The sequence below is a fragment of the Kitasatospora sp. NPDC057936 genome, from assembly GCF_042887525.1.
In the GTDB taxonomy this organism is placed as follows: Bacteria; Actinomycetota; Actinomycetes; order Streptomycetales; family Streptomycetaceae; genus Kitasatospora.
This window is the reverse complement of sequence record NZ_JBHVPD010000029.1, coordinates 16,423-40,551: the sequence shown is the minus strand read 5'-3', so window position 1 is coordinate 40,551 and position 24,129 is coordinate 16,423. Positions and strand designations below refer to the sequence as shown.

Annotated in this window: 9 protein-coding genes; 8 read left to right on the top strand and 1 reads right to left on the bottom strand. The window is 68.7% G+C overall.

Translation table 11 applies throughout. The features are described from left to right. Positions 1-78: 78 nt before the first annotated feature. From ACFVU9_RS17445 to ACFVU9_RS17435, 3 genes are all read left to right on the top strand, one after another. On the top strand, positions 79-957 hold the full coding sequence (locus ACFVU9_RS17445; RefSeq protein WP_387594124.1) for a GNAT family N-acetyltransferase: 879 nt from the start codon (positions 79-81) through the stop codon (positions 955-957). A gap of 1,448 nt (positions 958-2,405) precedes the next feature. Further along, positions 2,406-2,669, top strand: a complete 264-nt coding sequence (locus tag ACFVU9_RS17440) for a helix-turn-helix domain-containing protein (protein ID WP_387594122.1) — start codon at positions 2,406-2,408, stop codon at positions 2,667-2,669. A gap of 134 nt (positions 2,670-2,803) precedes the next feature. Next, positions 2,804-3,262 (top strand): hypothetical protein, encoded by a 459-nt coding sequence (locus ACFVU9_RS17435; protein WP_387594120.1) that lies wholly within the window; start codon positions 2,804-2,806, stop codon positions 3,260-3,262. Positions 3,263-3,326: 64 nt separating this feature from the next. On the opposite strand, the gene ACFVU9_RS17430 is transcribed toward ACFVU9_RS17435, so the two are convergent. Next, positions 3,327-7,196, bottom strand: a complete 3,870-nt coding sequence (locus tag ACFVU9_RS17430; RefSeq protein ID WP_387594118.1) for a discoidin domain-containing protein — start codon at positions 7,194-7,196, stop codon at positions 3,327-3,329. A gap of 364 nt (positions 7,197-7,560) precedes the next feature. Here ACFVU9_RS17430 and ACFVU9_RS17425 point away from each other — a divergent pair, with 364 nt between their 5' ends. From ACFVU9_RS17425 to ACFVU9_RS17405, 5 genes are all read left to right on the top strand, one after another. Continuing rightward, the gene (locus ACFVU9_RS17425; protein ID WP_387594116.1) at positions 7,561-9,621 is read left to right on the top strand and encodes a hypothetical protein; all 2,061 of its coding nucleotides are present in this window, start codon (positions 7,561-7,563) and stop codon (positions 9,619-9,621) included. 313 nt (positions 9,622-9,934) lie between these two features. After that, positions 9,935-15,301 (top strand): DUF6603 domain-containing protein, encoded by a 5,367-nt coding sequence (locus ACFVU9_RS17420; protein WP_387594115.1) that lies wholly within the window; start codon positions 9,935-9,937, stop codon positions 15,299-15,301. Continuing rightward, on the top strand, positions 15,301-17,766 hold the full coding sequence (locus ACFVU9_RS17415) for a hypothetical protein (protein ID WP_387594113.1): 2,466 nt from the start codon (positions 15,301-15,303) through the stop codon (positions 17,764-17,766). Before ACFVU9_RS17420 ends, ACFVU9_RS17415 begins: the two co-directional genes overlap by 1 nt. Next, a complete protein-coding gene (locus tag ACFVU9_RS17410; RefSeq protein WP_387594111.1) occupies positions 17,763-22,727 on the top strand; it encodes a hemopexin repeat-containing protein in 4,965 nt (1,654 codons plus the stop codon). The genes ACFVU9_RS17415 and ACFVU9_RS17410 overlap by 4 nt, the downstream gene beginning before the upstream one ends. Next, positions 22,724-24,124 carry a hypothetical protein gene (locus tag ACFVU9_RS17405; RefSeq protein WP_387594110.1) on the top strand — a complete coding sequence of 467 codons (1,401 nt, stop codon included), beginning with the start codon at positions 22,724-22,726 and terminating at the stop codon, positions 24,122-24,124. Before ACFVU9_RS17410 ends, ACFVU9_RS17405 begins: the two co-directional genes overlap by 4 nt. Positions 24,125-24,129: the final 5 nt, after the last annotated feature.

Genomic DNA, 24,129 nt, shown 5'->3' with positions numbered 1-24,129 from the left:
CCAGGCCGTTCCGACATCCATGAAATTCGTACATGGCATTCGCCTCAGGCGGATCGACGTCATCGGGAGGAAGAGAGCATGAATCTGCTTCGGTCCAGATTTCGCAACAGGGAAGCACTTCGCCTGTACCGGGACGAGGACGAGTCGTCGGTGCTGAACCTGGTCCACGCCGACCGCCTGCCGGGCCAGCCGGCCGTGCACGTCTCGGACCTGAGGCACGCAACCCGATCCGGAGCGGCTCACCTGGTCGCCGCGGAAGGATTCACCGACCCGTACACGGTGGTCACCACCGACGCGACCGGAACCGTCACCGGAGTAGCCTCCTACGCCACGAACAGATCGAACGGCACGGGAACCCTGCTGTGGATGCACTCCGAGGAGGACCCGGAGATCACCGCCGCACTGCTCGATCACGTTCGCTGCCACTTCGGGTCCGGCCGACGACTCACGGCGTTCCCGTTCGGGACGCGATCGCCGCTGGCGATGAACGGCATCCCGATCCGCAGGAGGATCGTCACGTTCCGGGCGCTGGAAAGCGCGGGCTTCAGCTCGCTCGACAAGAACTACTACTGGCATGCCCCCCATGCCAGACCCGCGGGTCAGGCATATCCGGTGGCGCAGAAAGTACCGTGGACCAGCCCGCCCGGCTGGCGGCTCGAGATGACGCACACCGACGGAGAACTCACCGGAGAGGCCTACATCACCGCACCGCTCGAAGACACCGCCGAACTGTGGTTCCTGAGGGTCACGCCCGGACACCGAGGACACGGTCTGGGCCGCGAATTGCTCCAGCAGTGCCTCGCGGAAATGCGCTCGTGCGGCGCAGTCGAGGTGATCGCCAGGATCTCCGAAGGCCACCTGGAGGATCCCGACGGCCTCGTCTCCCTTCAGCGGTTGCTCGACAACGCCGGCTTCGCGTGGGTCGACTGCCTCTATTCGCTGGTCCGCTGCCCCTGACCCGCTCTCGAAACTTCGGAGGCGAGGGCTCCGCCGAAGTGAACACCGATCAAATCCGAATGTACATGACGGGCATCGCGTCCGGGCTAATGAGGGGTGTGGATTGCTCACCGAGAAGGAATACGATGACGTGCTAGAACTCTGCGGCCTGGGATGGTCGATCTCGGCGATTGCCCGACACCTCGGCCGCGACCGAAAAACGGTGAGAACCTATCTGCGAGGAGAGCGGGTCGCCGGGGTCCGCAGGAGCAACCGGGACGTATTCCTCCGGTTCGTCCCGTACTGTCGTCAACGGCTCGCAGATGATCCGCACCTGCCAGCGACCGTGCTGTTCAAGGAGACCATCAAGCTGGGATACCCGGGCGTCTACTCCAGTTTCACCCGTGCCCTGCGCAAACACCAGGTGCGACCGCACTGCACGACCTGTTACGGCGACGGAACACCCGCACGGCGGGCGGCGATCGAAGAGGCGCGGTTGCCACTGGCTGGAACTGGAGGACCCGCCGGCCACGTGGGGACACGCGGACCGCGCCCACCTCCTGGCGGGCCTGCTCGATGGTTTGGGACGCTTGCGCGGAGTACTGGCGAGGAACGAGCAGTCCCCATAACTCGTCACAGCCATCGACCGGGTGATGAGGCGACTCAGCTGCGCCGCTCCGCGCTGGCGATGGGGCGGAACGCCTGCCGATTGCTGCCCGGCGACCGCCCGGGCCGCGCCCGTCTTCACGAGCGTGGCGAGACAGTACGGCCGGACTGCCGGAGCCTCCCCTGACGAGCGGGCTGTCGGTGACGGCGTGTTGGACGAGCGTCTTCACTCGACCGTCCAGCGCTGGTGGCACGGTGTTCCGGGCGAGGCCAGCCTCTGGGCCACGCAGGCCGCTCTCGACCGGCTTGCCGTGCAGTGGGACGGCCCTCGCCCTCTCCCCGGCAAGGGCTGCCGGTGGGACCGGGCGGCGGAGCAAGGAACCGGTTCGACCGGCAGCCGGGACTCGAACGCGCACGTCAACGCGTCGCGCGATCATCACCCCAGCTGATATTCATTTCCAAAAAAGTGTCATGAGCGATTTCCATCGACATTTTCCGAAAGTCGCCGATGGGTCGACCCATCGGATGAGCCTCGGGGGGGGGCCGCGGGGTGGCGCCGTGGTAGCGCGGCGCGCCACCGGGACGCCACCCCCACGCTACCTCCCAGGAAGGAAGCGATTCGCACGCCGACCTGCCCAGCGGCAGAGGCGCCTCGCCACCTCTGCCGACCGAACTGATGGCATATGCCGCGGGCTCCGATGGACAGTCGGCCCGAGGCCCCTCCCATTTCAGCGAGCAGCGGTACCGCCACGGAAAGTCCGCACCGCAATCGATCGTGCGTGCGAATCACCGAGAGCTATCCTGCTGCACGTCCGCGACGACGCCCACCCGTCCGCGGCCCACCTCTGTCCAAGGACTGCATCATGTACGTGCACAACGTTGACCAGATCAAAGATCTGATGAATCTTCAAGGACTGTCGCAGCGCAGCCTCGCGGTGCGGGCGCAGACGTCCCAGGCGTTCCTCTCACAGCTTCTGCGCGGCCAGCGCGGGGCGAAGCCGATCACCGCGTGGAGGATCGCCACCGCTCTGGGCGTACGGACGGAGGAACTGTTCTCCGACCGCCTCCCCACGCGGCGGACCGGGCCACCCGGGGGCGGCGTCCACCTCACCCACCCCGGCGCGTGACTGCCTGACGCACCGGTTCGAGCATGCCGCGACGGGATTGGGGTTTGCTCCATCCGGATGGCCGGGCCCGTGGTGAACGAAATTCCCCAGCTGCAGGCAACCAGCCGGAATGACATCGCTAGCCTTCAAGAACCATGACATTGATCCACGAGATCACATGGCCCGACGAATGGAGTTTCCCCATGCGTAATCGCGTCACTCGAACTGTCCTTGTGGCCGTGGCCGCTCTCGGCCTCTCAGCTTCCGCAAGCCCTGCCACCAGCTTTGCCGACAGCACCACCAACGACCTGCTCTGCCGACCTGGCCAGCTGTGCCTGTTCTCCGGCGCGGGAGGTACCGGAGAGGTCCTTTACGCCGTGGACGAGGGTGTCCAGATGAATTCGTTCACCCCCCGAATCGAACTCGACGTCAAACTGCCCGGAAAGCCCAAGTCGGTGCGCAATCCCCTCCGCTACGAGACCTTCAAGTGCGGCTGGGTCCTCAACGACGGGCCCTCCTTCGAGGGAAGCGAACAGCGAGTCACCACGCTCGGCGTGAGCAACCTCGACCTTGCCGGCGTGAGATCCATCGGCGTCTTCTGCGGCCGCTCGTAGCAGCCCGCAGGTCCGGCTGCCCGCGATGGCACGTCATCGCGGGCAGCCGGACCGGAACGCATCGTCAGGTGGCGAGGCGAGCGTTGTATCCGCTGATGCTCAGCGCGCCTTCCGCGACCGAGCTGAGGACGTTGATCCCCGCCTTCCCCGCGAGGACGACCCCTCCCTTCGGTCCGGGAAGCGACCCGGCCACGCTGGTGAGGTGGCCGAAGATGTCGGGGATCGCTCCGACGACACCCGCCCAGGCGAGATAGGTCGCATCGTCGCTCTCCGCCGCCAGCAGCAGCTTGACGCTGCAGCCGCAGCTGACCAGCCCGGCGATGGTCTCGGCCAGCGAAGCCGCCCAGTCCAAGGCACCCACGGTGCACCGCTTGATCGTGCGACTGCCGAGGGAAAGGGCGGTGGTGACGAGGTCGAACGCCAGCATCCCCTGGTCCCAGGCGTCCTCGCTTCCCCATTCGGCAGCGAGCAGCAACCCGAACTGCGGCATGTAGTACCCGAGTTCGGCCAGGCCCACCTTCATGGCGGGGCCGGGGTCGGTAGGATCCAGCCAGGTCTGCTTCACCTCGTAGGCGTCGCACCCGGAGGACACCAGCGCGTCGGCGATCTGGAGGACGCCCAGTACGATGCCGCTCTCCGGGCTGCCCAGCGCACCCTGTCGGCCGGCCCGCGCGGGGGCGACGAGTCTGCCGCCGGGGAAGGGCTGCCTGCTGGGATCGCCGACGGCGATCTTGTACCCGATCGTCGCGGGGAACGCGGCCACCAGGCTCACCAGCGCGCCGATGCTGGGACTCAGCCCGGGTCCCGCGGCCCACGTCCAGACCTTGTCCAGCGGCCAGGGAAGGTAGAGCGGGGCCTTCAGGTACAGATCCAGCTGCTCGACGAGGTACGAGAGGAGGGAAAGAACCGCTCGCATGGTGGCGGCACCGGCGCGGAACGCGGCGGTCACGATCTGCTCCAGCGCGTCCAGCAGCGCGGTGACCGTGAGCGCACCGAAGCCTTCCGGGCTGGTGAAGGCGTCCGCGAGAGCGTCGAAGGCATCGACGATTCCTCCGGCGATGTCGCCGACCGCTTCCGTGATCTTCTCCGCGAACTCCCGCAGGATGTCCTCGGGAAGCCGGAGCAGGGGCGTTTCGGGCCGGTGGGACTCCGTCTTCTCGGCCATCCAGTTCGCATGGGTGTCGGAACCGATGCCACGCTCCCCCGGCCCGACCTCGTCCGTGGGTTCGGGCTCACCGACGGACTTGTCGCCCCACTTCTCACGCGCCTCGGCGAAGGACTGACGAATCTCCGCCTCCTGCTCCTCGAACCATTCGTCACCCAGCCTGCCGTAGTAGGCGATCGCTGTCTGCAGGCTCGCGAACGAGCGGGTAAGGGCCTCCTGGAGCGCCTTCTGGGTGTTGCGGACGTGGTCGAGATCGAAGACCGCCTTCAGCCAGTCGACGGCAGCGGTCACGGCGACACCGATCCCGGCGACCACGCTCTCGGCCAGGCGACCGAGTCCCAGAATGCCGTTCCACGCGACGCCGGCGAGGCGGATGATCTCCTCCCCCGCAGCGGCCACGATGTCGATGACCTTGTTGACGGTGTCGACGAGGAACGTCCTGACGACGAGCACGCCGCTGGCGATGCCTTCCCAGAGGTCCCCCGCCATGCGCCGCAGCCAGCTCTGTGCCTGCCCCGGTGCCGCCACGCCGGCGGCACGCCTCGCCTCGTTCAGACTGTCGAGGGTATGCGGCGTCAGGACGGGGACGATCGTCCCGTCCGTCCCCCGCACCAGATTCACCTCGAAGGCCTCGCAGGGCGCGTCCGAGCCGAGCATGGCGTACCGGATGCACTGGGCGGCCTGCGCGGCCTGTTCGTCGCTCAGGTCGGGAGCCAGGGTCTTGAGGGCGCTGCCCTGTTCGTCGAACCGCGGCAGCGGTCCCCCGGGGTTGGTGGGGTTGAGGTCGTCCTTCTCCCCGGCGAGGTACTGCTGGACCTCCTCGGCCGGCTTGAGCGGAACATCATCGGACAGGCCCGGCACCTCCAGCCGGAATTCGGGAGCCACCAGCCCCTCGGGGGCGACGCTGACCGTCACCTTCCCCAGGCCGTCGGTCCACACCGGCGCGGCCTTCCCGGTGACCCACCGCGTCCGGCCCTGGACGACGGCCTCGCAGGCCGGCCCGTCCGCGGGAACGGCCAGTGCGACCGGGAAGTCCGGGACGGGCGCCCCCGCCGCGTCGACCACCGTCGCCGCCAACCGGTAGCGGGCGACCTCGGTGGCGTCCTGTCCGGCCACCGCCACCCGGGACTGCTGCCACAGTCCGGTCCTGAAGTCCTGGTGGTGCAGGCGCAGGTTGCCGCCGTCCCCGTCCCACAGAAAGTACGAGGAGTGGTCCGTGTCGGCCACGGACATCCGGATCGACCCTGATCTCAGCGGCACGGGACGCGTCCACTCCTCGGGAGGACGCCCCTCCCCCGAGGGCACCAGGTGCCGGGACACCCAGACCTGCGTTCCGGGGGCATCGTCCGCGGAGGTTCCCAGCGAGTAGACAGCTCTTCCGTCGTCGAGGTCCGGCTGGTGGAAAACCGCTTCCACCTTGTTGCCATTGCCGTTGAGCAGGCTCTCGCCACCGCCGTTGAGCAGTTCCTTGCCGTAGAAGCGGAGGCCCGAACCGCTCTCCGGATCATATTCGTACGTGCACGTCCACAGCGCCGAATCGACATCGGTGTACAGGAGCCGGGCCGCGTCCGTGTCGTAGCCCGTCTCGAAGCCGCCCATGACCGAGTGGACGTCCCAGTCGGCCGAGGAGAACGGTTCTTCCTCGACGAGACGCGGTGCGCTGTTCGGCCCGTCGCGCTCGATCGTCCATGACTTCAGCGTGCGGTCCGCCGCCGCCAGCAGGAGACAGCGTCCGTCCAGGAGGGGAATCAGGTCGTAGTCGTCGCTGACGATCCCGAGCCCGGAGACGTCGAGAGCGGAACAACGGGGCCGACCGTCCTCGAAGTCGTCCCGCAGGAAGGCGAGCACCAGCTCCAGGCCCTGGTCGTCGGCCCTCTCCCGGAGGGCGTGCAGGACCGAGCCGACCTGCTCGCCGTGGGCCAACCGTACCGAGTGGAACGGGTCGAACAGGTGCTGGGGCTCGGTCCAGCCGCCGTCCGCGTCGGACATCTGCGAGAAAAGCAGGCCGCGGTTGTAGCAGTTCAGGAACCCCAGCACCCTGGCCGCGTTCTTCCGCCCGGTCTCGGCCACCAGGAGCTGGAACACGCGATCGTCCTGCTCGGCAGCCAGGGTGAAGGGACGAACGGATCTCCAGCCGGTCACCTCGCCCTCGGCCCGCTCCACCGAGGCGATGTCCGATATCCGCTCACCCGGGCCGAGCACCAGGGCGCGCCGGTCGGACATCTCTTCTCCCGAGTCCTCCTGCTGCCCGCCCGGTCCGTGGAACGCCGCGACCTTGTTCCCGGAACCGGGAGAGCAGCGGACCTGCTCGGAGAAGTCGAGATCCTGATCCAGGGTCACCGAGACGTCGACCCGCTCGGGCTGATGCGGACCGGGCTCGTGTTCCACCCGGAAGGAGTTCACACCGACCATGTTGGAACTGGCTCCGGTGAAGCGCAGACGCACATATCGTGCCAGAGCCGTTCCCGGCGGGGGGCTGGCTCCCGCGTCCAGCACATCCCAGGAAACGCCTCCGACCCTCTTCCACGTCTCGCCGTCGGCGGACACCTCCAGCTCGGCCGCCGGGGGTCGGTAGCGGTTCAGCAGGTCTCCGCCGAACCTCAGCGTGATGTTCGTGACGTACTCGACGGTCTGGAGGTCCACCGTGACGTAGTCCCCGCGCACTACCTCCCGGTCGGTGCGGAAGTACGTCAGGCGGTCGCCGTCGAAGAGATTCTCCAGTGGATATCCGCGACTGGCCGGAACATTTGAAAAGGCAACGTGGGACATCGAAACCCTCCTGGTCGCTGCCTGGATCACAGGCGATCCAGTTCACCGGGCCCGCGGCCCGGCACTCGTCGCCGGGGCGGCCCGCAGAACAGCCTGCCCGCGCCGGTGCGGGTCCGATCGGCCCGCACCGGCGCCCGGACGGGAAGCACGCGACCCGTTCGGGAACCGGGCGATGAAGAGCCCGGAAGCGGTACCCCAGGAGGCGGTGGCGCTGTCCGTCCGGGAACCGGAAGGGGAATACCGCCCCCCGGGCAGGCCGGGAGACTTCAACCAGGGACAGCAGTCGTGTTCCCGCGTCCGGTGAGCGCGCAGGCCCGCATTCCTGCCGACTACGACCACCCACCTCATGTGCACGGAGCCACCCATGCCACACCCAGCATCCGACGGGCCCACCATCCAGTGGCATCGCAAGATCCTGAATTTCGGGGTCGACGACACCTCCCCGCCTAAGAAAAGGGAACTGGAGGCCTATGAGATCGACGGCATACCCGGCATCGCCATCCAGACGGCGTTCGATCCGGCGAGCCCCACCCCGCAGGCGACGGTCGACTCGGTCCAGGTGGGGTACGGCTGGGGACTGGCGTCGAAAAGAGAGGCCCAGACCTCCCTCCAAGGGCTGAGCAAATGGGCGTTCCCCACCGAGAAGGAAATCTCCCTGCCGGGCATCGGGCGCATCGGGCGCATCAAGATTCCGAAGCGGGACGAGGTGAAGGACTTCCCGGTCAAGGCGGGATTCATCGGCTACATCACGTTTCTCCTGGAAATGCTCAAGCAGGAGGGAACCCTGGGGCAGTTGCTGCTCGACGACATCAAGAACCTGGTGCCGATTCCCGCCGGATACACACCAGGAACCGGATTCGACTTCACCAAGACCGAGGCATCATACGCACGCGATCCGTACTCGCTGTACGGCGTGCAGCGGATCGAGAGCGCGGACCTGAGCCTGCTGCCGGGAGAAATGGGCAAGGACAGCGGAATCCGTGTCCTCATACTCAACGGCGGAACGGACATGCGGAACATGTGGGTCAAGGCCGGCAGCGAGGTCCACGCCGGCGACGGCAAGGGATCCTGGGTCATCATCTCGTTCCCGTGGGCCAGGATCCTCCAGGCCGAAGGTTTCCTGCTGCGCCCGGACGTCATGCTGGGCAACTGTCTCCACCGGGCCGGGCTGATCCTCGCCGGCGTCAGCGACCATTCCCGGGTCCATGTGCCGGTGTCCTGCTCGATGACGCAGTTCGAAACCGTCGAGATGACGATGGACGACGCCTACTCGATCGGCGCACCCGCCGCGCTGCGCTTCGCCCAGACCACCTCCGACCAGGAGGACGTCAAGTACCTGGCCGCCCTGGGGGAGGCCAAGATCGAAGCACCGGCGAAGGTGAGGAGAGCCGCCGAGCTCGCCAGGGACTTCAGGATCGAACTGTACGGGAACCAGAACAGCGATTATCTGAGGGAGCTCTACCGGAGCATCGAGGGCACCCAGGCGGCGCGCGAGAAGGCCTGGGAGGTGAACGAGCGCGAACTGAGCGAGGAACGGAGCCTGCCCTACCGGCTGGCTGCCCAGAAGGTCGGCCCGGACATGTACTGGCAGCGCAGGGTCATCAAGGAGCCCACGCAGCTGGGGGAGGTGGAGGTCAAGAATCCCAAGACCGCGGCCGCCCTGAACCTCGTCGGCTGGGACGCCGAGTTGTACTACAACCCGCAGGAAAAGAGCGACATCGCCTGGATGATCGGTGCGACGGTCGGGGACATCCTCACCGATGTCGTCGTCCCGATGTTCGGCCTGAACGTCCTCGGGCTGGGATCGAAGGTCAAGCTTCTCATGCCCCGGAACATCTGGGCGTACCGGAACATGGCACGCTGGGTCACCACCTACGTGCCTGCGGCCGGCTACCACGGAACCGTGAAGGACAAGTTCGCGGTGGCCGCCCAGGCCGGCAAGGACATGTACCAGTTCGCCAGCGAATTCATTGACAGCGGCGAAGCGAAGAACGACGTCCAGAAGTACTTCAGGCTCGCCTCCGACGTCGGGATACTCGACTACGCGAAGGACCTGGTCCTGTCGAAGGAGGAGCCGGACACGCCCACCGCGCGGGCCGCGTCGAAGGGGATCAAGCCGGCGGAGGAGGAGGACGAAGCCCTCCAGGAACTCAAGAAGCTCGTCGAGGGAGGCGCGGCGTTCGCACTCGGAAAGATCGACAAGATCTCCTTCGTGTCGTTCGACCAGGCCAAGATCGTCTTTCACAAGCTCGCGACCAAGACGAAGGGCGACAACGCCTTCACGGCACGGGTCCGCCGCCGCCTGATGGAACACCGGGCGCTCTTCGTGCACGAGTACCCGAGCATGGCCGAGGCGGCGTTCCTCGATCCGGCAGCGGATTTCGAGAAGACCCTCGAACGGACGGCCAAGTACTTCAGCGGGTAGGGGGGCCGCGGGAAGCGAATCACGAAATCCTGATGCCGGTTGCCATGACATTTCGGCCAACCGCCCCTGGCCCGCCGTTTTCCAGCCACGTGATCGACCTGGAGACATTATGAGTCTCTCCGTGCAAGAGCTGAGAAGGATGCTGCGGGATGCCTCTCAGCAGCAGTATTTCGAGATGGATGCCGAAACCCTTGATATCGAGGGTGCCGACGGCCTGTTCACCGACTATTTCGGCGGTGGGCCCCTGGTCCTCACGGGGGCACGAGGAGATCCGCTAAGGCTCACCGCGCACGGGGAGATCGATCTTCCGGGGGTGGGTGCCCAATCGGCCCAGGTCCGCTTCACCGCAGACGACGAGGCGGTGAGCGGCTTGCAGGTGGCGGTGACCTGGGAGGACTGGCACATCGACATGCACGGCGTCGATGTGGACCTGCTCCCGCTGAAGGAGGACTTCTCCTCCTACTTCACCTCCCCCCTGCTGGTGTTCTCCGCAATTCCGGACGGTTTCGAGCGGGTCGTGCCGGAGGCGATGGCAGCCGTCGACCTGGCCGACGACATGGGGTACCTGGCGCTGGTCGAGCAGCCTTGGCCGGAGCGCAGCACCATCCTGGGGGTCTTCCCCGGTGGGATCTCCTTCGGGTCGCTGGCGGAGCTGGCGCGGAGGATTCCCCTGCTCCCCGAAGGGGCACTGGACGGCGTGGAACTGCCCGGCCCCGTTCAGGGCGCGCTGGAAGCCGTCCTGCTCATGGACGTGAGTGCGGAGTTCGACTGGGGCTCACGGGAGTTCTTCCACGTCTGCGGGGACCTGCGCCTGGACACCGACGGCGGCTGGGACGTCATCCCCGGCTTCCTGGCACTTGAGGAGTTCTCCGCCTGGTTCTACTACAACAGGACCGACGAGGACGAGGAACCAGCCGAGGAGGAGAGCGAGTTGGCCGCCGGGCTGGCCGCCCGCCTGAGCGTGGGCAGCAACAAGGACCTGGTCCTCGATGCCGCTCTGACGCTGCCCGATCTCTGGGTGACAGCCACGATCGCCAAGCCCGACAGCGGCAGCGAGCTCTTCCGTCCCTACCTGCCGGAGGATCTGCGACAGCGGGCCGACCTCCAACTGGAGTACGCCTACATCCAGTTCGACGCCGCCAGCGGAGCCTATTCGCTCGGCTGCGCCACCGCACTCGACTGGGACTTCGGCCTGGGTCTGGAGCTGTCGGAGGTCCTTCTGGAGATCTCCTCCGCCCCGGACCGGGAGACCGGTGGCACGCTCGTCGCGAAGATCAACTCCGGAGACACGCCCATCGTCGTCATGGCCCGCAAGTCCGAAGCCGGCTGGGGGTTCTCCGGAACGGCCCGCGACATCCAGTTCGACGGATTCTGCGACTGGTTCTACGACACCTTCAGGACGCACATACCGGCGTCGATCAGGGACATGCAACTGAGCGTCGTCCACGTCGAGTTCGACAGTCAGTCCGCCGGCGCGTTCCATTGCCGGGGATCGCTGCCGCTGGGGGACCGGTCCAACGACGCCGAGTTCGTCCTGCACGCCTCGGTCGGCCCAAACGGCTGGCGCTTCGATGCCGAACTCTCGATCGAGGTCACCCTCGGAGACGAGCCGGAACCCTACCCGATGGTGTTCGCGGTGAGCTTCGGCGACAGCGACGACGAGTCGTTCTGGACGGCCAGTTGGGCCGCCGAGCGGGAGCCGCTGCCCGTGCTCGACGTGCTGCGCGCCCTGGGCCTGCCGGGTGGCGACTGGCAGGACCGATGGCCCGAAGCACTGAAGCCGACCGTCAGCGCCGTCTCCTTCAGCTACCGCGCAGGCCAGATCGTGGTGTCCGTCTCCACCGAGCGGCTGAACCTGACCGTCGTGTCCGTCCCCGACCCCCTGAGTGACGACGAGACTGTCTGGGCGTTCCAGTTGGCGGTGCGGGTCACGGCCAGTCTGAAGCAGATCCCGCTGGTCGGCGGGCTCATTCCCTGGCAGACCGACCTCTCCGTCACCGGTGTCCGGATCCTGACCTGTTCGGGCCTTCTGGACGCCGAACAACTGGAGGCCGTGAACACGGCGCTCGCGGAAGGGGTGGAGGAGGCCACGCCGTTCCCGATGATCGGTGAGGACGGCGGCCTGCTCGAAGGCCCGATGCTCATCCTGGACTACACGCTGCCGGGCGTGGAGCCGGATCCGCTCATCCTGGTCATGCCCACGGACACGGACACCGACGAGGAGGACCCCGACCAGCGCCCCGCCATGATCTGGCCCGGATCGCGCTTCCTCCTGCCGGCCGGGTCCGACGACTCGGGCGAGACCGACGAACACGCCGCTCTGGACAGCCGGGCCGGATCGGTCGCCGGCGGCGCCTCCTGCTGGGTCGACGTGGGTGCCGAGTTCGGTCCCCTGCTGATCCAGCGGATCGGCCTGAACTACCGGCGCGGCGTGGTCTACCTCATGGTCGAAGGCTCCCTGTCGGCGATGGGGATGACGCTGAGCGTCGAAGGCATGGGCCTCGGACTGGATCTCAATGCGAAACAGATTTGGCCGCTGCCCGTCAAGCCACGCATCGACGGTGTGGGCCTGGACTTCAACCAGCCGCCCCTGCACATCGGCGGCGCCTTCCTGCGCCTGGACCCGCCGCCGGACTACGACCTGATGCTGGCCGGCTCCGCGCTGGTGGAGCTGCCGCAGCTCGGCCTGTTCGTGGTCGGTGCCTACCAGCGTCGCGAGAACGGCGGGAGTCCGTCCCTGTTCCTGTTCGGACGGGTGATCGGCCTGACGCTGGGCCTGCCTCCGTTCGTCGTGACGGGCTTCGCCGCGGGCTTCGGCTACAACAGCACCGTCGCGATCCCGGGGCAGAGCCAGGTGGCCTCCTTCCCCCTGGTGGCGGGTCTGGACGAGGGCGGCCTGCCGGACAACCCGATGGCGGTCCTGCAGGACCTCATCGCCCGCAGGACGGTCTCTGCCAGACCCGGGCAGGTGTGGCTGGCCGCCGGCATGGACTTCAGCATCGTCGAGTTCATCCGCGCGCGGGTGCTCCTGCTCCTGGAGATCGGCGACGGCCTGACGGTCGCGCTGCTCGGCACCGCGGCGGCCGCCTTCCCCCCGGAAGGCACGGCCTACGCACAGGTCAAGCTGCAGCTGCGGGTCGTGTACTCGTACGCGCAGGGGCTGTTGGCCGCGAGCGCGGAGCTGTACGACTCCTTCGTGATCGACCGCTCCTGTGTCCTGACAGGTGGGTTCGCCTTCTCCTCGTGGTTCGGGAACAGCGCGCACCCCGGGGAATTCGTACTCACCATCGGCGGGTACCACCCGGATTACCGGGACCAGAAGCCGGACCACTATCCGGTGGTGCCACGGCTCGGCTTCTCCTGGTCGCTGGGCTCCAACATCAGCATCACCGGTGGCGCCTACTTCGCCCTCACCCCGCGCGAGATCATGGCGGGCGGGGTGCTGGCCGTGCGCTACAAGGTCGCGAACGTGAAGGCGTGGCTGGATGCCAAGGCCAACCTGTGGATCACCTGGGCACCGGTGACCTTCCGAGCGGAGATCGGGGTCGTCATCGGGGCGTCCATCGACCTCTGGCTGACCAAGCCCAGTGGCGAGCTGAGTGCGAGACTCCAGCTCTGGGGACCGCCCACCGGTGGCCGGGTCGAGGCGAAATTCGTCTTCGTCACCGTCAAGATCAACTTCGGCTCCTCCGGGATCGGTGGTCCGAAGGACATCACCTGGCCGGAGTTCGTCAAGCAGCTCCCGGAAGAGCCGGTGCAGATCGCGGCCACCGAGGGCCTGCTGGTGGACGCCGAGGAGGAGGCGGAACGGATCGCGGGCAGCGAGTCCGACACCGAACGGTGGCTGGTCGGGTTCGACGGTTTCACCTTCCGCGTCAGCACGGCCGTTCCGGCCTCCACCGTCACCTTCGAAGGCAGGCCGATCAGCGGCGACGCCCTCGACATCCGGCCGATGCGCAAGCAGCAGCAGCAGTCCCCAGTGACGGTGACCGTCCAGTACAACAAGGCCGCCCGCGGCGCCGCCGCCCAGTGGGGGACGCTGGCCGACCCCGACACCTGGCCACGGGAGGCGATCCGCGGCAACGTCCCGTCAGCGCTCTGGGGAAAGCCGCGTTCCGTCGACGACAGGGAACTGGTGCCTCACCAGCTCACCGGGGTGACGGTCACCGTCCCACCGCCCACCGAAGGCGATGCCCTGCCGAAGATCACCGAGCAGGCGCTGGGCAACGAGGAGATGCTGGATGCGGTGACGCCGGTCAGTCGGCACCGGCCGCCTGCGGGAGTCGTCGTCGAGCCCGTCGAGGAGTCCGGCGCGGGCGTCGCGCTCGTCGCCGAACGGATCGCCCGGCCGGAGACGGTGACGGCCCGCGGCAACCTGCACCAACTGCTGGACACGCTGTGGGCAGAGCTGCCCAATGACCGGCTTTCGGGTCTCGCCGCGCACGCAGCCGAGATCGGCCTGCCGTCCGATCCGCTCCTCGTGGAAGGTGCCCTGGAGCCCGAGCCCGTGCCGGAGCCGCGGCCGGCGATGGCGTGGCTGTTCCACGTACTCGGACGGGAGGTCGGCGTCGTCGACCTGGAGACCATGGAACAGCTCGAACCGCTGCCGGTGCCCTCGGGCTTCGATGCAAACGCGGCAGTGGCGACACCCGACGGTTCCAGGATCTACACCTGTTCCAACAACGGCATGTGGGTCATCGACACGGCGAGCAGGACCATCAGGTCCTCGGAGATCGTCGGCACGCAGCCGTTCGTCATGGCGGTGCGCGCCGACGGGCAGCGCGTGTTGGCCGCCTCCATCCCCCGCAACCGCGCGGTGGTGGTCGATCCGGGAGGAGCCTGGGGACCCCGGGCCTTCGACTTCGTCCATCAGGGCTCCCGGACCGTGGCCATCGATCCCGAGCAGGGCCGGCTGTTCGCCCTGCGGGCGACACCGTCGACGGTCGACGTGTACGCCACCGAGACCGGACAGCTGCTGAACAGCTGGCCCCTCGCGCGGCACTACCCCTACCAGGCGGCCGTGACGTCCGCCGGACAGCTGTTCGTGTTCGTCACGTCGTCCTCGTTCTCCGGCCAGCCCGGCTCGGTGCAGGCTCTCGACCCGGATACCGGACGCGACTACGCGCCGCTCGACGTCGGGAACGTGACCAGACTGTTCGCGGGTTCCTGGGACGGGGCGCCCTGCGTCTTCGCCCGGGAGGGGTTCCTGCTCCGTGCCCTGCGCGCGGAGACGGACGGCGGCGGCCAGCCCCGCACCGTCCAGCTGGGCACCTTCAACCTCATGACCCTCGTCACCGCGGAGCAGTCCCCTGACGGCCGCATCTGGGCCGTCGACGGTGCGGGACCGAACTGGGGGATCTACTCCTCGTTCGACACGAGCAGCCTGATCAACGCCGGCCAGGCGGACCTCCTGCGCTTCTCCCCGGACGGGGCGCGCGCCTACGGCGTGCGCGCGGGAGCGAACCGGCAGCTGCACGTCGTGGACGCCACGGCCGTACCACCGCGCCGGCTGGGGAGCATCGATCTGGGCAGCGAGAACCTCTGGCGCTTCGTCGTCACCGTTCCCATCACGGAGTCGGGTTCCATCCTTCGGGAGCAACGCGAGTCGGCTCCCCCTTCCTCGTCATCGAATGGACCGCAGCGCGATGCCGGCACCTCGCCGGTCGAAGGAGAGGCGTGATGGCTACGCACAACAGCGGCCCCATGACGGGGCGCCGGGACGTCAGCTTCAGACTGGATCTGCGTGATCACCTGGTTCCCGCCCTGCCGGGTGGCTCGTACCGGATCGTGGCCAAGCAGGGGCTCCCGAACCTGGGCGAGTCCACCGGGCCCTACTTCGACGAGAAGGTGCAGGAGTTCGAGATCCGCGCTCCGCAGTTCGCCCTCCCCGAGGACATGGTGACCGCGGTCAATCCGGTGCCGCACGAGCTCGGCGCCTTCGCCGGCACGCTGCCACACATCACCCTGGCCGACCGGCTGCTGCCGTGGGAACGGACCCTGGAGCCCGGGGCGCTGGACGTCTCGGCGACGGTTCCAGCACCGTGGCTGGCCCTGCTGGTATTCGCCGAGGAGGAACTTCCCAATGACCCGGGTGCGTTGGGCGCGGTCGACACCAAGATCGTCGAGGACCTGCTGACCCGGCCGGAGCCGGGCGTCATCACCCCCAAGATCCCGCTCACCCAGGTACCGGAGGACGACCTTCGCCGTGAGTGCGCGACGATCCGCGTCCCCCGGTGGGTGTTCTCCCTCGTCTGTCCGCACGAGGACGAGCTGCGCTACCTCGCGCACACGCGAACGGTCGAGGAGGACCGGCTCCTGCGCGGGGAGGACTACGCGGAGGGCGAGTTCGCGGTGCTGCTGGCCAGTCGGCTGCCCGATCCGCTCGGCGGCCGCTACGTGGCGCACCTGGTGTCGCTGGAGGGCTGTCTGGAGGCGCTGCGGGCGGGTCCCGTCACGGGGCCGGACGATCCGCGGGACGTGCGGGTGGTGTCTCTGCATCGCTGGTCGTTCGACTGCCTGCCGTCCACCGGCGTCGCCTTCCCCAGCCGGATGAGCGACATGCTCTACGGACCCGACGCGCGGCAGAAGGACCTGATGCTGCGCCTGCCGGAGCCCGGCGGCGGTGGCGGGGCGGCCGGGACCGAGGTGCGGGAGCGCCTGGAGGGCGGTTGGGTGCCCTTGCCGTACCGGGTGGAGTCGGGGGAGGGAACGTTCGCCTGGTACCGGGGGCCATTGACCGCGGAGCCGGCGCGGAAGCTGCCGGAGTCGGCACCCGCGCGGGCGGGGACGGGGGCACGTGCGAGGGTGGGAGACGAGCCCGCGCCGGAGCGCTGGACGGATGCGTCCCAGTTGCAGGTCTACCTGCACACCTGGGGTGTCTTCGACACCTCGTGGTCGGTGGCCTGGTCCCTGGGACGGGCCCTGGCCCTGGCCGACGCCGATTTCTCGGCCTCCCTGTCGCACTGGCGTACCCGCGCCCGGTTCCGCGCGGGCATGCTCGCGCAGCGTCTGGCCGGCGTCGATGGCGCCGCGGGCCATGACGCGCTCGGGCGCCTGATGGCACCCTGCCCCCAGGGCAAGCGGTTCGTGCAGCTCGTCGCCGACGGAGCCGCTGGCTCCATGGTCCGGGCGCTGGCCTCCCCCGACCCGCTCCGGGCCGTGCCGCCGCGTGGCACCGCCGTACGGGGCGGCGGGCGTGGGCCGGCGCTGCGCACCGTGCTGGAGGACGCCGACAAGCGCGCGGTGCTGGGCGAGGTGCTGCGTGATCGGATGGAGGAGCCGGCCGAGCCCGTCACCGGCTGGCTGGAGCGGCTGAGGCTGCTCCACCCGGTGCCGTTCGCGCATCTGGTCCCCGACCCCGAGATGCTGCCGCCGGAGTCCTTGCGGTTCTTCTACGTCGACCGGGGCTGGCTGACGGCTCTGGAGGCCGGAGCGGTGAGTGTCGGTCTGACCGGGAGCACCGATGAGCAGCTGGAGGCCCTGGCCGCGCCGTGGGCCGAGGGGCTGCCCGAGGACGACTCGTGGCCGAGAGCCGGAGTGCTCGTGCATTCCTCCCTGGTCACCGACTGCCCCGGGCTGATCATCCGCGCGTACCGGCGGGAGCAGGTCGGTCGTCCGGCACGCCCCGAGGAGGGGGACCGGCCGGTGCGGCTGTTGCGCTGGGAGTACCTGGCACCGGACATCCTGCTCTGCCTGTTCGGTGAGGTTCCCGACACGCTGGAGATCACCGAGCCGCCGGAGGGCCTGTCCTTCGGGATCGACGTCCACCCCGGCCCGGGTGACGACAGGGACAAGCCGGTGATCAACCTGCGCCGCCTGACCGCGTCCGGGACCGGCCAGACCATCCAGGGGGCCTACTTCCCCACTCCGGTCGGGGAGTCCGGGGTCGAGGCGTACCTGCGGACGGACCCGGCGGGCCGGCCGCGCGTGCTGGACCTGCGTCCAGGCACGACCGGGGGTCTGCTGAGGGACCTCGGCGTCCGCTTGGGGCAGGCCCAGCAGCCGGTGCCGGCCGCCGGGCCGGGTCCGGCGGCCCTGGCTGTGCAGCTGGCCAACGCTCCGTATACCCAGTATTTCACCCCGTGGCGGGCCGATCTCGAACCTTCGAGCGGCCTCGGGACGAGTGAAGGGCAAGACACGCCATGACCGTTACCCCGCCCCTTGCGGCCGACGGACCGACGCCGCTGCTGGTGCCCATTCACGTCGATGCCCTGGTGGTCAACAATCAGGTGCGGTGGGCGGAGAACTTCCACCGCTGGCAGGCGAACTACCACCTCACCAAGGCGAACCGGGTCTCCCCCGAGCCGCAACCGTTCAGCAACATCGGTATCAACTTCGCTGCTGATCCGGATAGTTGCGGGATCTATCTGGACTGGCAGCTGCCGCAGGCCCTGGTGTCCGGGAGTCAGGACCAGGAGACGGGCGTGACCGAGTTCCCGCTGGTCCCCAACCGGTGGCTGGTGGTGCGCACCCACGGCAGGGCCGACTCCGAGACGCGGATCCAGACGGCGTGGATGGTCGAGAGCGACTTCCTCGATCCCGCCGAGGGTACCAGCGCCTACCTGACACCCGGCAGGGAGCTCACCCGGATCGGGCGCCGCGTCGATCTGGCCGACGGCTGGTCCGAACCCGAGCCCGCCGCCCGCGATCTCTTCCTGACCGCGATCGGCCCCGGCGTGGCGACCTTCGCCACCTATCAGCCCTACAACACCAATGTCTTCTCCCTCCACGACCTGATGCGCGACCTGGCCGGTGATCCGCAGGAGAACGACACCGGGGAATGGATCGTCAGCTACCTGGTCACGGGCTGGTACAGCGATCCCGCCAAGGACCTCCTGGCCGGTGCGGGCGATGACCTGGCCGCGGCGCTGGAGGCGCTGGAGTGGACGGCGAGCGATCCACCCGCGGCCGGACCGGTCACCCGCACGGTCTACCACGGCATCGCCCTGGACGTCAGCTGGCAGCTGGACGGAGACCTCCCGGACTCTCCGCGTCCCGACCGGACCGACGTGGCGATCGGCCACACCAGTACCGACGCCTTCGAGAGCCTGCTCGGCGCCGCCCCTGGCGATGACGACGAGCTGCCGGCCCTGCTCGGTGCCTGCCACCACGGCGTCCTGGACGACCTGGACGACGCCGACGGCGAGTACACCGCCGCGGATGCGAGGCACGCCGCCCGGTTCACCCCCTCGCCCGCCGCCACCACCTGGGTGCTCGAAGGGGTGCCCGCCGAGGAATCCCTGCGGACCGCCGCCGTCCCCGTCCCCGGTCAGCTGTTGCCACCCCGGCGGCCCACGACAGTGGACGCGGTGCTCGTCCACGACTCCGGTGAGCGCGTGCAGTTCGTCGAGGCGGGCCGCGTCCACACGGTGGGCACCGGTCGCCGTGGTACGGCCACGATCGCCGGCGCCTGGGGTGCGCCGGAACCTTTCGGCCAGGACCTGGACACCGCATTCCTGGACGAGCACGGCCTCCGGCTGATCCTGGCGGGTGACCAGTGCTGGTCGCAGGCTCCGTGGGAACAGGCCTCACCGATCGCCCGACGGTGGCCGGGCCTGCCCACGGACTTCCAGGCAGACCTCGACGCCGGCGCCGTCCACGAGGGTCTGCTGTTCCTGTTCAAGGGACCGCGATACGTGGTCCATGACATCGCCACCGACCGGACCCGGCCGGGCTTTCCCCGTTTGCTCGGTGCCGACTTCCCCTCACTGCCGTCTGCCTTCACCGACGGGATCGACGCGGCAGCTTTCATCGGCCGGTTCCTCTACCTGTTCAAGGACGGGGACACCACAGGGGTCGCCCTCGACGGCGAGATGACGTGGCTGAACGAGCTCAACTGGCACCAGGCGGACCACGACGCCACCGCCCACCGCCTGGCCGCGGCGCAGCGCCGGGTGTACGACCTGTGGTGGTGCTCCGGCCTGCCGCGCATCCCCGAGTTCCCGGGCGCGTCCTGGATCGCCACGCCGGTCCCCAACATCTTCAAGCCGCAAGGGGGGCCCGGGGTACCGCCCCGGCCCCAGCACCTCGCCGATGTCCTGTGCTACGGCTCGCCCGTACACTTCGTCCACAAGAGCGGGAGCACGGTCGGCCGCGGCAACCTCGAAACCGACCAGATGGAAAGCGATTCCACCATCGCGGCCCTGTGGAGCCTGCCCGCTCCCTTCACGGCGGACCTCGATGCGGCGTTCGCCATGGCGGACACCGACCAGTGGTTCTTCAAGGGCGACCAGTGCTGCCACCGCGTGACAGCCGGCAACACGAAGACCGTCAAGCCGATCAAGGAGATGTTCCGCGGGCTGCAGGAGAACCGATTCGAGCACTTCTGGAGTGACCTGGACGCCGTCGATCACGCGTCCGGCCTGGTGTTCTTCTTCAAGGGCATGCAGTACCTGATCTACGACTGGCAGAACGACACCGTGGAGGAGGGCTACCCGCGTCCCTACCTCGACGACATGCCCGAACTGCCCATCGCCATGAGACGGGGCATCGACGCCGCCGTGGTGGTCGAACCGTTCCTCTTCCTGTTCACCTCCGCGCTGGAGACGACCGGAACGGTGGGCACGCTGATCCCGGGCCCCCGAAGGCCGCGCTACCGCGACGTGCTCGCCACGTGCCTGGCGGATGCCGAAGCCGAGGCCTCCGACCTGGAGGGCCTGCTCGCCGAGGCACGCCGGCACATCCCGTGGGGCCGGACCGCGGAGGAGCTCCAGGACTCGATCGCCGACTACATCGACCGCAACGGCCTGGAACTGCCCGAGGGCGCGGAACTCAAGTGCGCGGTCCAACCCGACTTCCACCGGACCAACGACCCCATCGTTGTGCTCCACGGCACCAAGGCCGACCAGGTCGCGCGGCTGGAGGCCGACGAGGGGCTGCGGTGCCGCTGGCCCGCCGAACTCATCACCACGCTCTTCCTCTCCCCGGCCAACAGCACCGAACCCGTGTCCGCCGGGAACAGGGTCCCGCTGCCGAGCAACCTGCCCGTCCCGCCGGGGCTGGGCACAGCGGTGCTGCCCGCACTCCTGAAGGAGTTCTTCCACCTCGACCCGGCGAACGCCCCTGCCCTGGCCAGGCTCACCGTCCCGCCGCTCAACGCCGATCAGACCGCCCGTCTGGTCCGGGCCATGCGCCTCCCCAAGGAGCATGCGGACGGGCCTGTGCCCGCCCTCGGTGCCCGCCCCTGGGAACAGCCGTGGTCACCGCTGTTCTTCCAGTGGGAGGTGGAGTACTACGCCATCCCCTTCCAGGAGGGCGACCCCGCCGAGGGCCTGCAGAACCACTGGGACTTCGACGGCACCGAGTACCGCTGGCGCGGTGGCTACAGCAGCACGGAGCCCCAGACCCTGCGGGGGCGTCAGTTCCTCACCCCCACACCCTCCGAGACCGGTGCCGCCCGGCTGCACGACTACGCCGACGACCACCCGGGGCCGCACGCAGAGGCGCTGCACGCCCTGGCGGACGAGATCAGGCACTCGGACTGCATCTCCCAGTCCCTGGACGGCTTCAGCGCTCAGCTCCTGAGCCGCAGTTCCAGCCGGGCCGTGGCCCCGCTGACCGGCAGCCACACCCTGCGCACCGCGCTGGAACAGCAGATGCTGGAGACCGCTCCCGCCGACCCGGGTCCGCTGCCACGGCCGTTCCTCGGCTGGGCCGATGCCTACGACTACGGTGTCCGGTTCCGTGAACTGCGCTGCGGGCAATTCGCGTTCACGCGACTGAACGTCGTCGACCGCTTCGGCCACGTCCTTCCGGTGGTCATCCCGGACGAGGTCAAGATCCGCGACACCATCGGCCTGGGCGTGCCCGCGCACCAGTTCCGCCCGGTCCTGACCCCCGACCTCGCCCCGGGCCTCGACGATCACGACGAACCCGTCACCGTGATCAGGCAAAACGCCGGCCGATTCGTGCAGCTGACGCCCCGGATCAACCAGCCGGCCCGGATGCGGCTCACCTTCCTGTCCGCCCGCGACGACACCCACACTCTGGACCCCGACGAGGCGGATCGGGCGATCTGTGCCTGGCTGATCCCCAACTACCTCGACCAGTCACTTCTGTGCTTCGCCCCTGAGGGTGCCCCGCTGGGCTACCTGCGCGACATGCTCCCTCCCGGCGGAGAGCGGCGCCCGGTCTGGCAGCCACTGCCCTTCTCCGGGTACGAGAAGGTGGACGACCTCAGGCCCGACTACGTCCACCTGCATGGCTTCGTGCAGGACCTCCTGGCCCAGGGGTCCCCGGGCCTGACGGTCATGCTGAAGGTCCTCGACCGCGCCCTGGAGACGATCTCCCCGCGGGGTGAGATGGACCTAACCTCCCCCTGCGCCCTGATCGGCCGGCCGCTGGCGCTGATCCGGCTGCGCGCCCAGATCGACCTGGACGGCCCCGCGTACCGCAGCCCGTCCTGGTTGCACCTGATCGAGGACCTGCCCGACCCTCACTACCTGTTGAACGAGCGCTGGCCCGTTCGCCTGGGCGAACGCGACAGGCTCGGCGACTCCCTCATCGGCTACTACCGCGACAGCCTCGGCCGCGGCGGGACCTACGAGCGGCTGTACACCGTCCTGACCTCGGACGATCTCGTCGAGCTGATCGCCGGGAACGAGGCGGCCATGGACTACTTCGAGCCCATCGGCAGCGGAGAGAACCTGTCTCTGCCGGCCAGGAACACTCCCTTGCACGAACGCGCCAGCATGGGTCACCTGACGCTCATCGCGGACCCGCTGGGCAGCGTTCACGCCACGACCGACATCCTGCCGGTCACCAAGGCCCGCCTGCCCGGCCACCTGGTCGAGGAGAGCCTGAATACGCTCTTCGCCTCCTTCCAGTTCGCGCCGATGCTCACCGTGCCGCAGGAGTCCGTCGCCGAAACCGCCACGGACGAACCCCCCGGCCTCCTGCTCCCCCGCCCCTCGGACCGCCACGGCCTGTGGACCTGGACCGAGCGGAGCGCCGATGCCTGGGCCGAGGCGGCCACCGTCCCGGCCGACCCCAAGGCCCGCTACCCGCACCCGCGCCCCACCCTGCACACGGGGGCACTGCAACTGCGCCCCGCACGCACCACGCAGGAGTCCCCCGACGCGGCCCACCAGGAAAGGCCCTCCTCATGACTACCCCCGTCGGCAGCACCCCAGCGGCGTCGGTCGGGCCGACCCTGCTGGACTACTCGGTGGCCAGCTCACCGTCGCCCTTGCAGGCCAGTCCGCTCGACACCGGCGCTCCCTACAGCACCACGGCCCTCGACCTGGTCGCGTGCACACCGCCGAACGAGGAGGGCCGGCTGACCAGAATCGTCGTGGTGGTGCCAGTCGGCGGCGGCACGCACGACATCGCGGCCATAGGTGAGGGCATCAGCGCCGTGCTCACTCCCGACACCATCTGGGAGGTGACCGAAGTGGCGTCGGACACCGCCGTCAGGTTCACCATCGCTCCCAAGGCCGGCGGCTCGGCGACCATCGATGCGCTTTCCCTGCGTCTGGACGACATCCGGGTCAACCGTTTCCCCGGCCACGCCCAAATCCTGGTGCAGGAGTACTCATCGGAGGGCGGCCGGGATCCGGACAGCGTGGCGTACCTGGTCATCACCAAGCACCAGTACGCCCCGGAGCTCGTCGCTGGCACTGCCAACCGGTTCAGGGCGCTCCGCAACAACGGCAGCCGGCAACCCGCCACACGGATCTCGGCCGGTGAAACGGTCCTGCTGGAATGGAAGGACGATCACGACAAGAAGCGCCGGCTGTACTACCAGCGCCCCGGCGGGACCCACACCGGCCCCGACGTGAGGGTCGACACGGACGTCAGCGACCGGTCCACCTACACCGTCGAACGCCTCTACCGCACGACCACGTTCACCCTGATGACCTGCGACGACGTCACCGGAATATGTTCCTACGACACCGCCACGGTGACCGTCGACAAGCCGGTCCTCAACAACCTCCTGCTCACCGGCCCGCTGGGTGGCAGACCCACGCTCACCATCACCAGCGACGCCACCCTCGGGCAGAAGCTCGACCTCGCCGGACCCCTGACGGCCCGGACGGCCGTCGCGCAGGGTCCCGTCAACCCCGGCCGGCTGCTGGCCTCCACGACGATGTCGGTGAACGGCTCGATCGACGCGACCAGGATCACCACGCGGGGCAAGGCGGTCATGGGCGACACCAGAACGGCTGCGCTGACCGCGAGGAAGCGGGCCGACATGCTCGGCACCCCGGTCGCGCTGACCCGCGGTCTGTACTCGGACTCGGCCGCCCGCCAGCCCCGGGCGGTGACGGACGGATTCTTCTGCGGGTGTTCCCAGGTCGACATGCCGCCGATCTCGTACGACTACCGGGCTCGCTTCACCGCGGGGGCGCGGGAGGGCGGCATCAACGTGGACAAGGACATCGTCCCCTCGGACTCCCTCTTCCTGCCCGTCAAGAAGAGCGAGCTCTGCCCCAACGGCTACCTGAACTCCAACAGCTACCTCGGCGCGACGTACACCTACCACTTCGTTCCGCTCGGAAACTAGCGAGG

What these genes read in the sequence shown, in the direction of transcription:
- ACFVU9_RS17435 (WP_387594120.1), top strand. Translation starts at nt 2,804, where the DNA reads ATGACATTGATCCACGAGATCACATGGCCCGACGAATGGAGTTTCCCC.
- ACFVU9_RS17405 (WP_387594110.1), top strand. Translation starts at nt 22,724, where the DNA reads ATGACTACCCCCGTCGGCAGCACCCCAGCGGCGTCGGTCGGGCCGACC.
- ACFVU9_RS17425 (WP_387594116.1), top strand. Translation starts at nt 7,561, where the DNA reads ATGCCACACCCAGCATCCGACGGGCCCACCATCCAGTGGCATCGCAAG.
- ACFVU9_RS17430 (WP_387594118.1), bottom strand. Translation starts at nt 7,196, where the DNA reads ATGTCCCACGTTGCCTTTTCAAATGTTCCGGCCAGTCGCGGATATCCA.
- ACFVU9_RS17440 (WP_387594122.1), top strand. Translation starts at nt 2,406, where the DNA reads ATGTACGTGCACAACGTTGACCAGATCAAAGATCTGATGAATCTTCAA.
- ACFVU9_RS17410 (WP_387594111.1), top strand. Translation starts at nt 17,763, where the DNA reads ATGACCGTTACCCCGCCCCTTGCGGCCGACGGACCGACGCCGCTGCTG.
- ACFVU9_RS17415 (WP_387594113.1), top strand. Translation starts at nt 15,301, where the DNA reads ATGGCTACGCACAACAGCGGCCCCATGACGGGGCGCCGGGACGTCAGC.
- ACFVU9_RS17445 (WP_387594124.1), top strand. Translation starts at nt 79, where the DNA reads ATGAATCTGCTTCGGTCCAGATTTCGCAACAGGGAAGCACTTCGCCTG.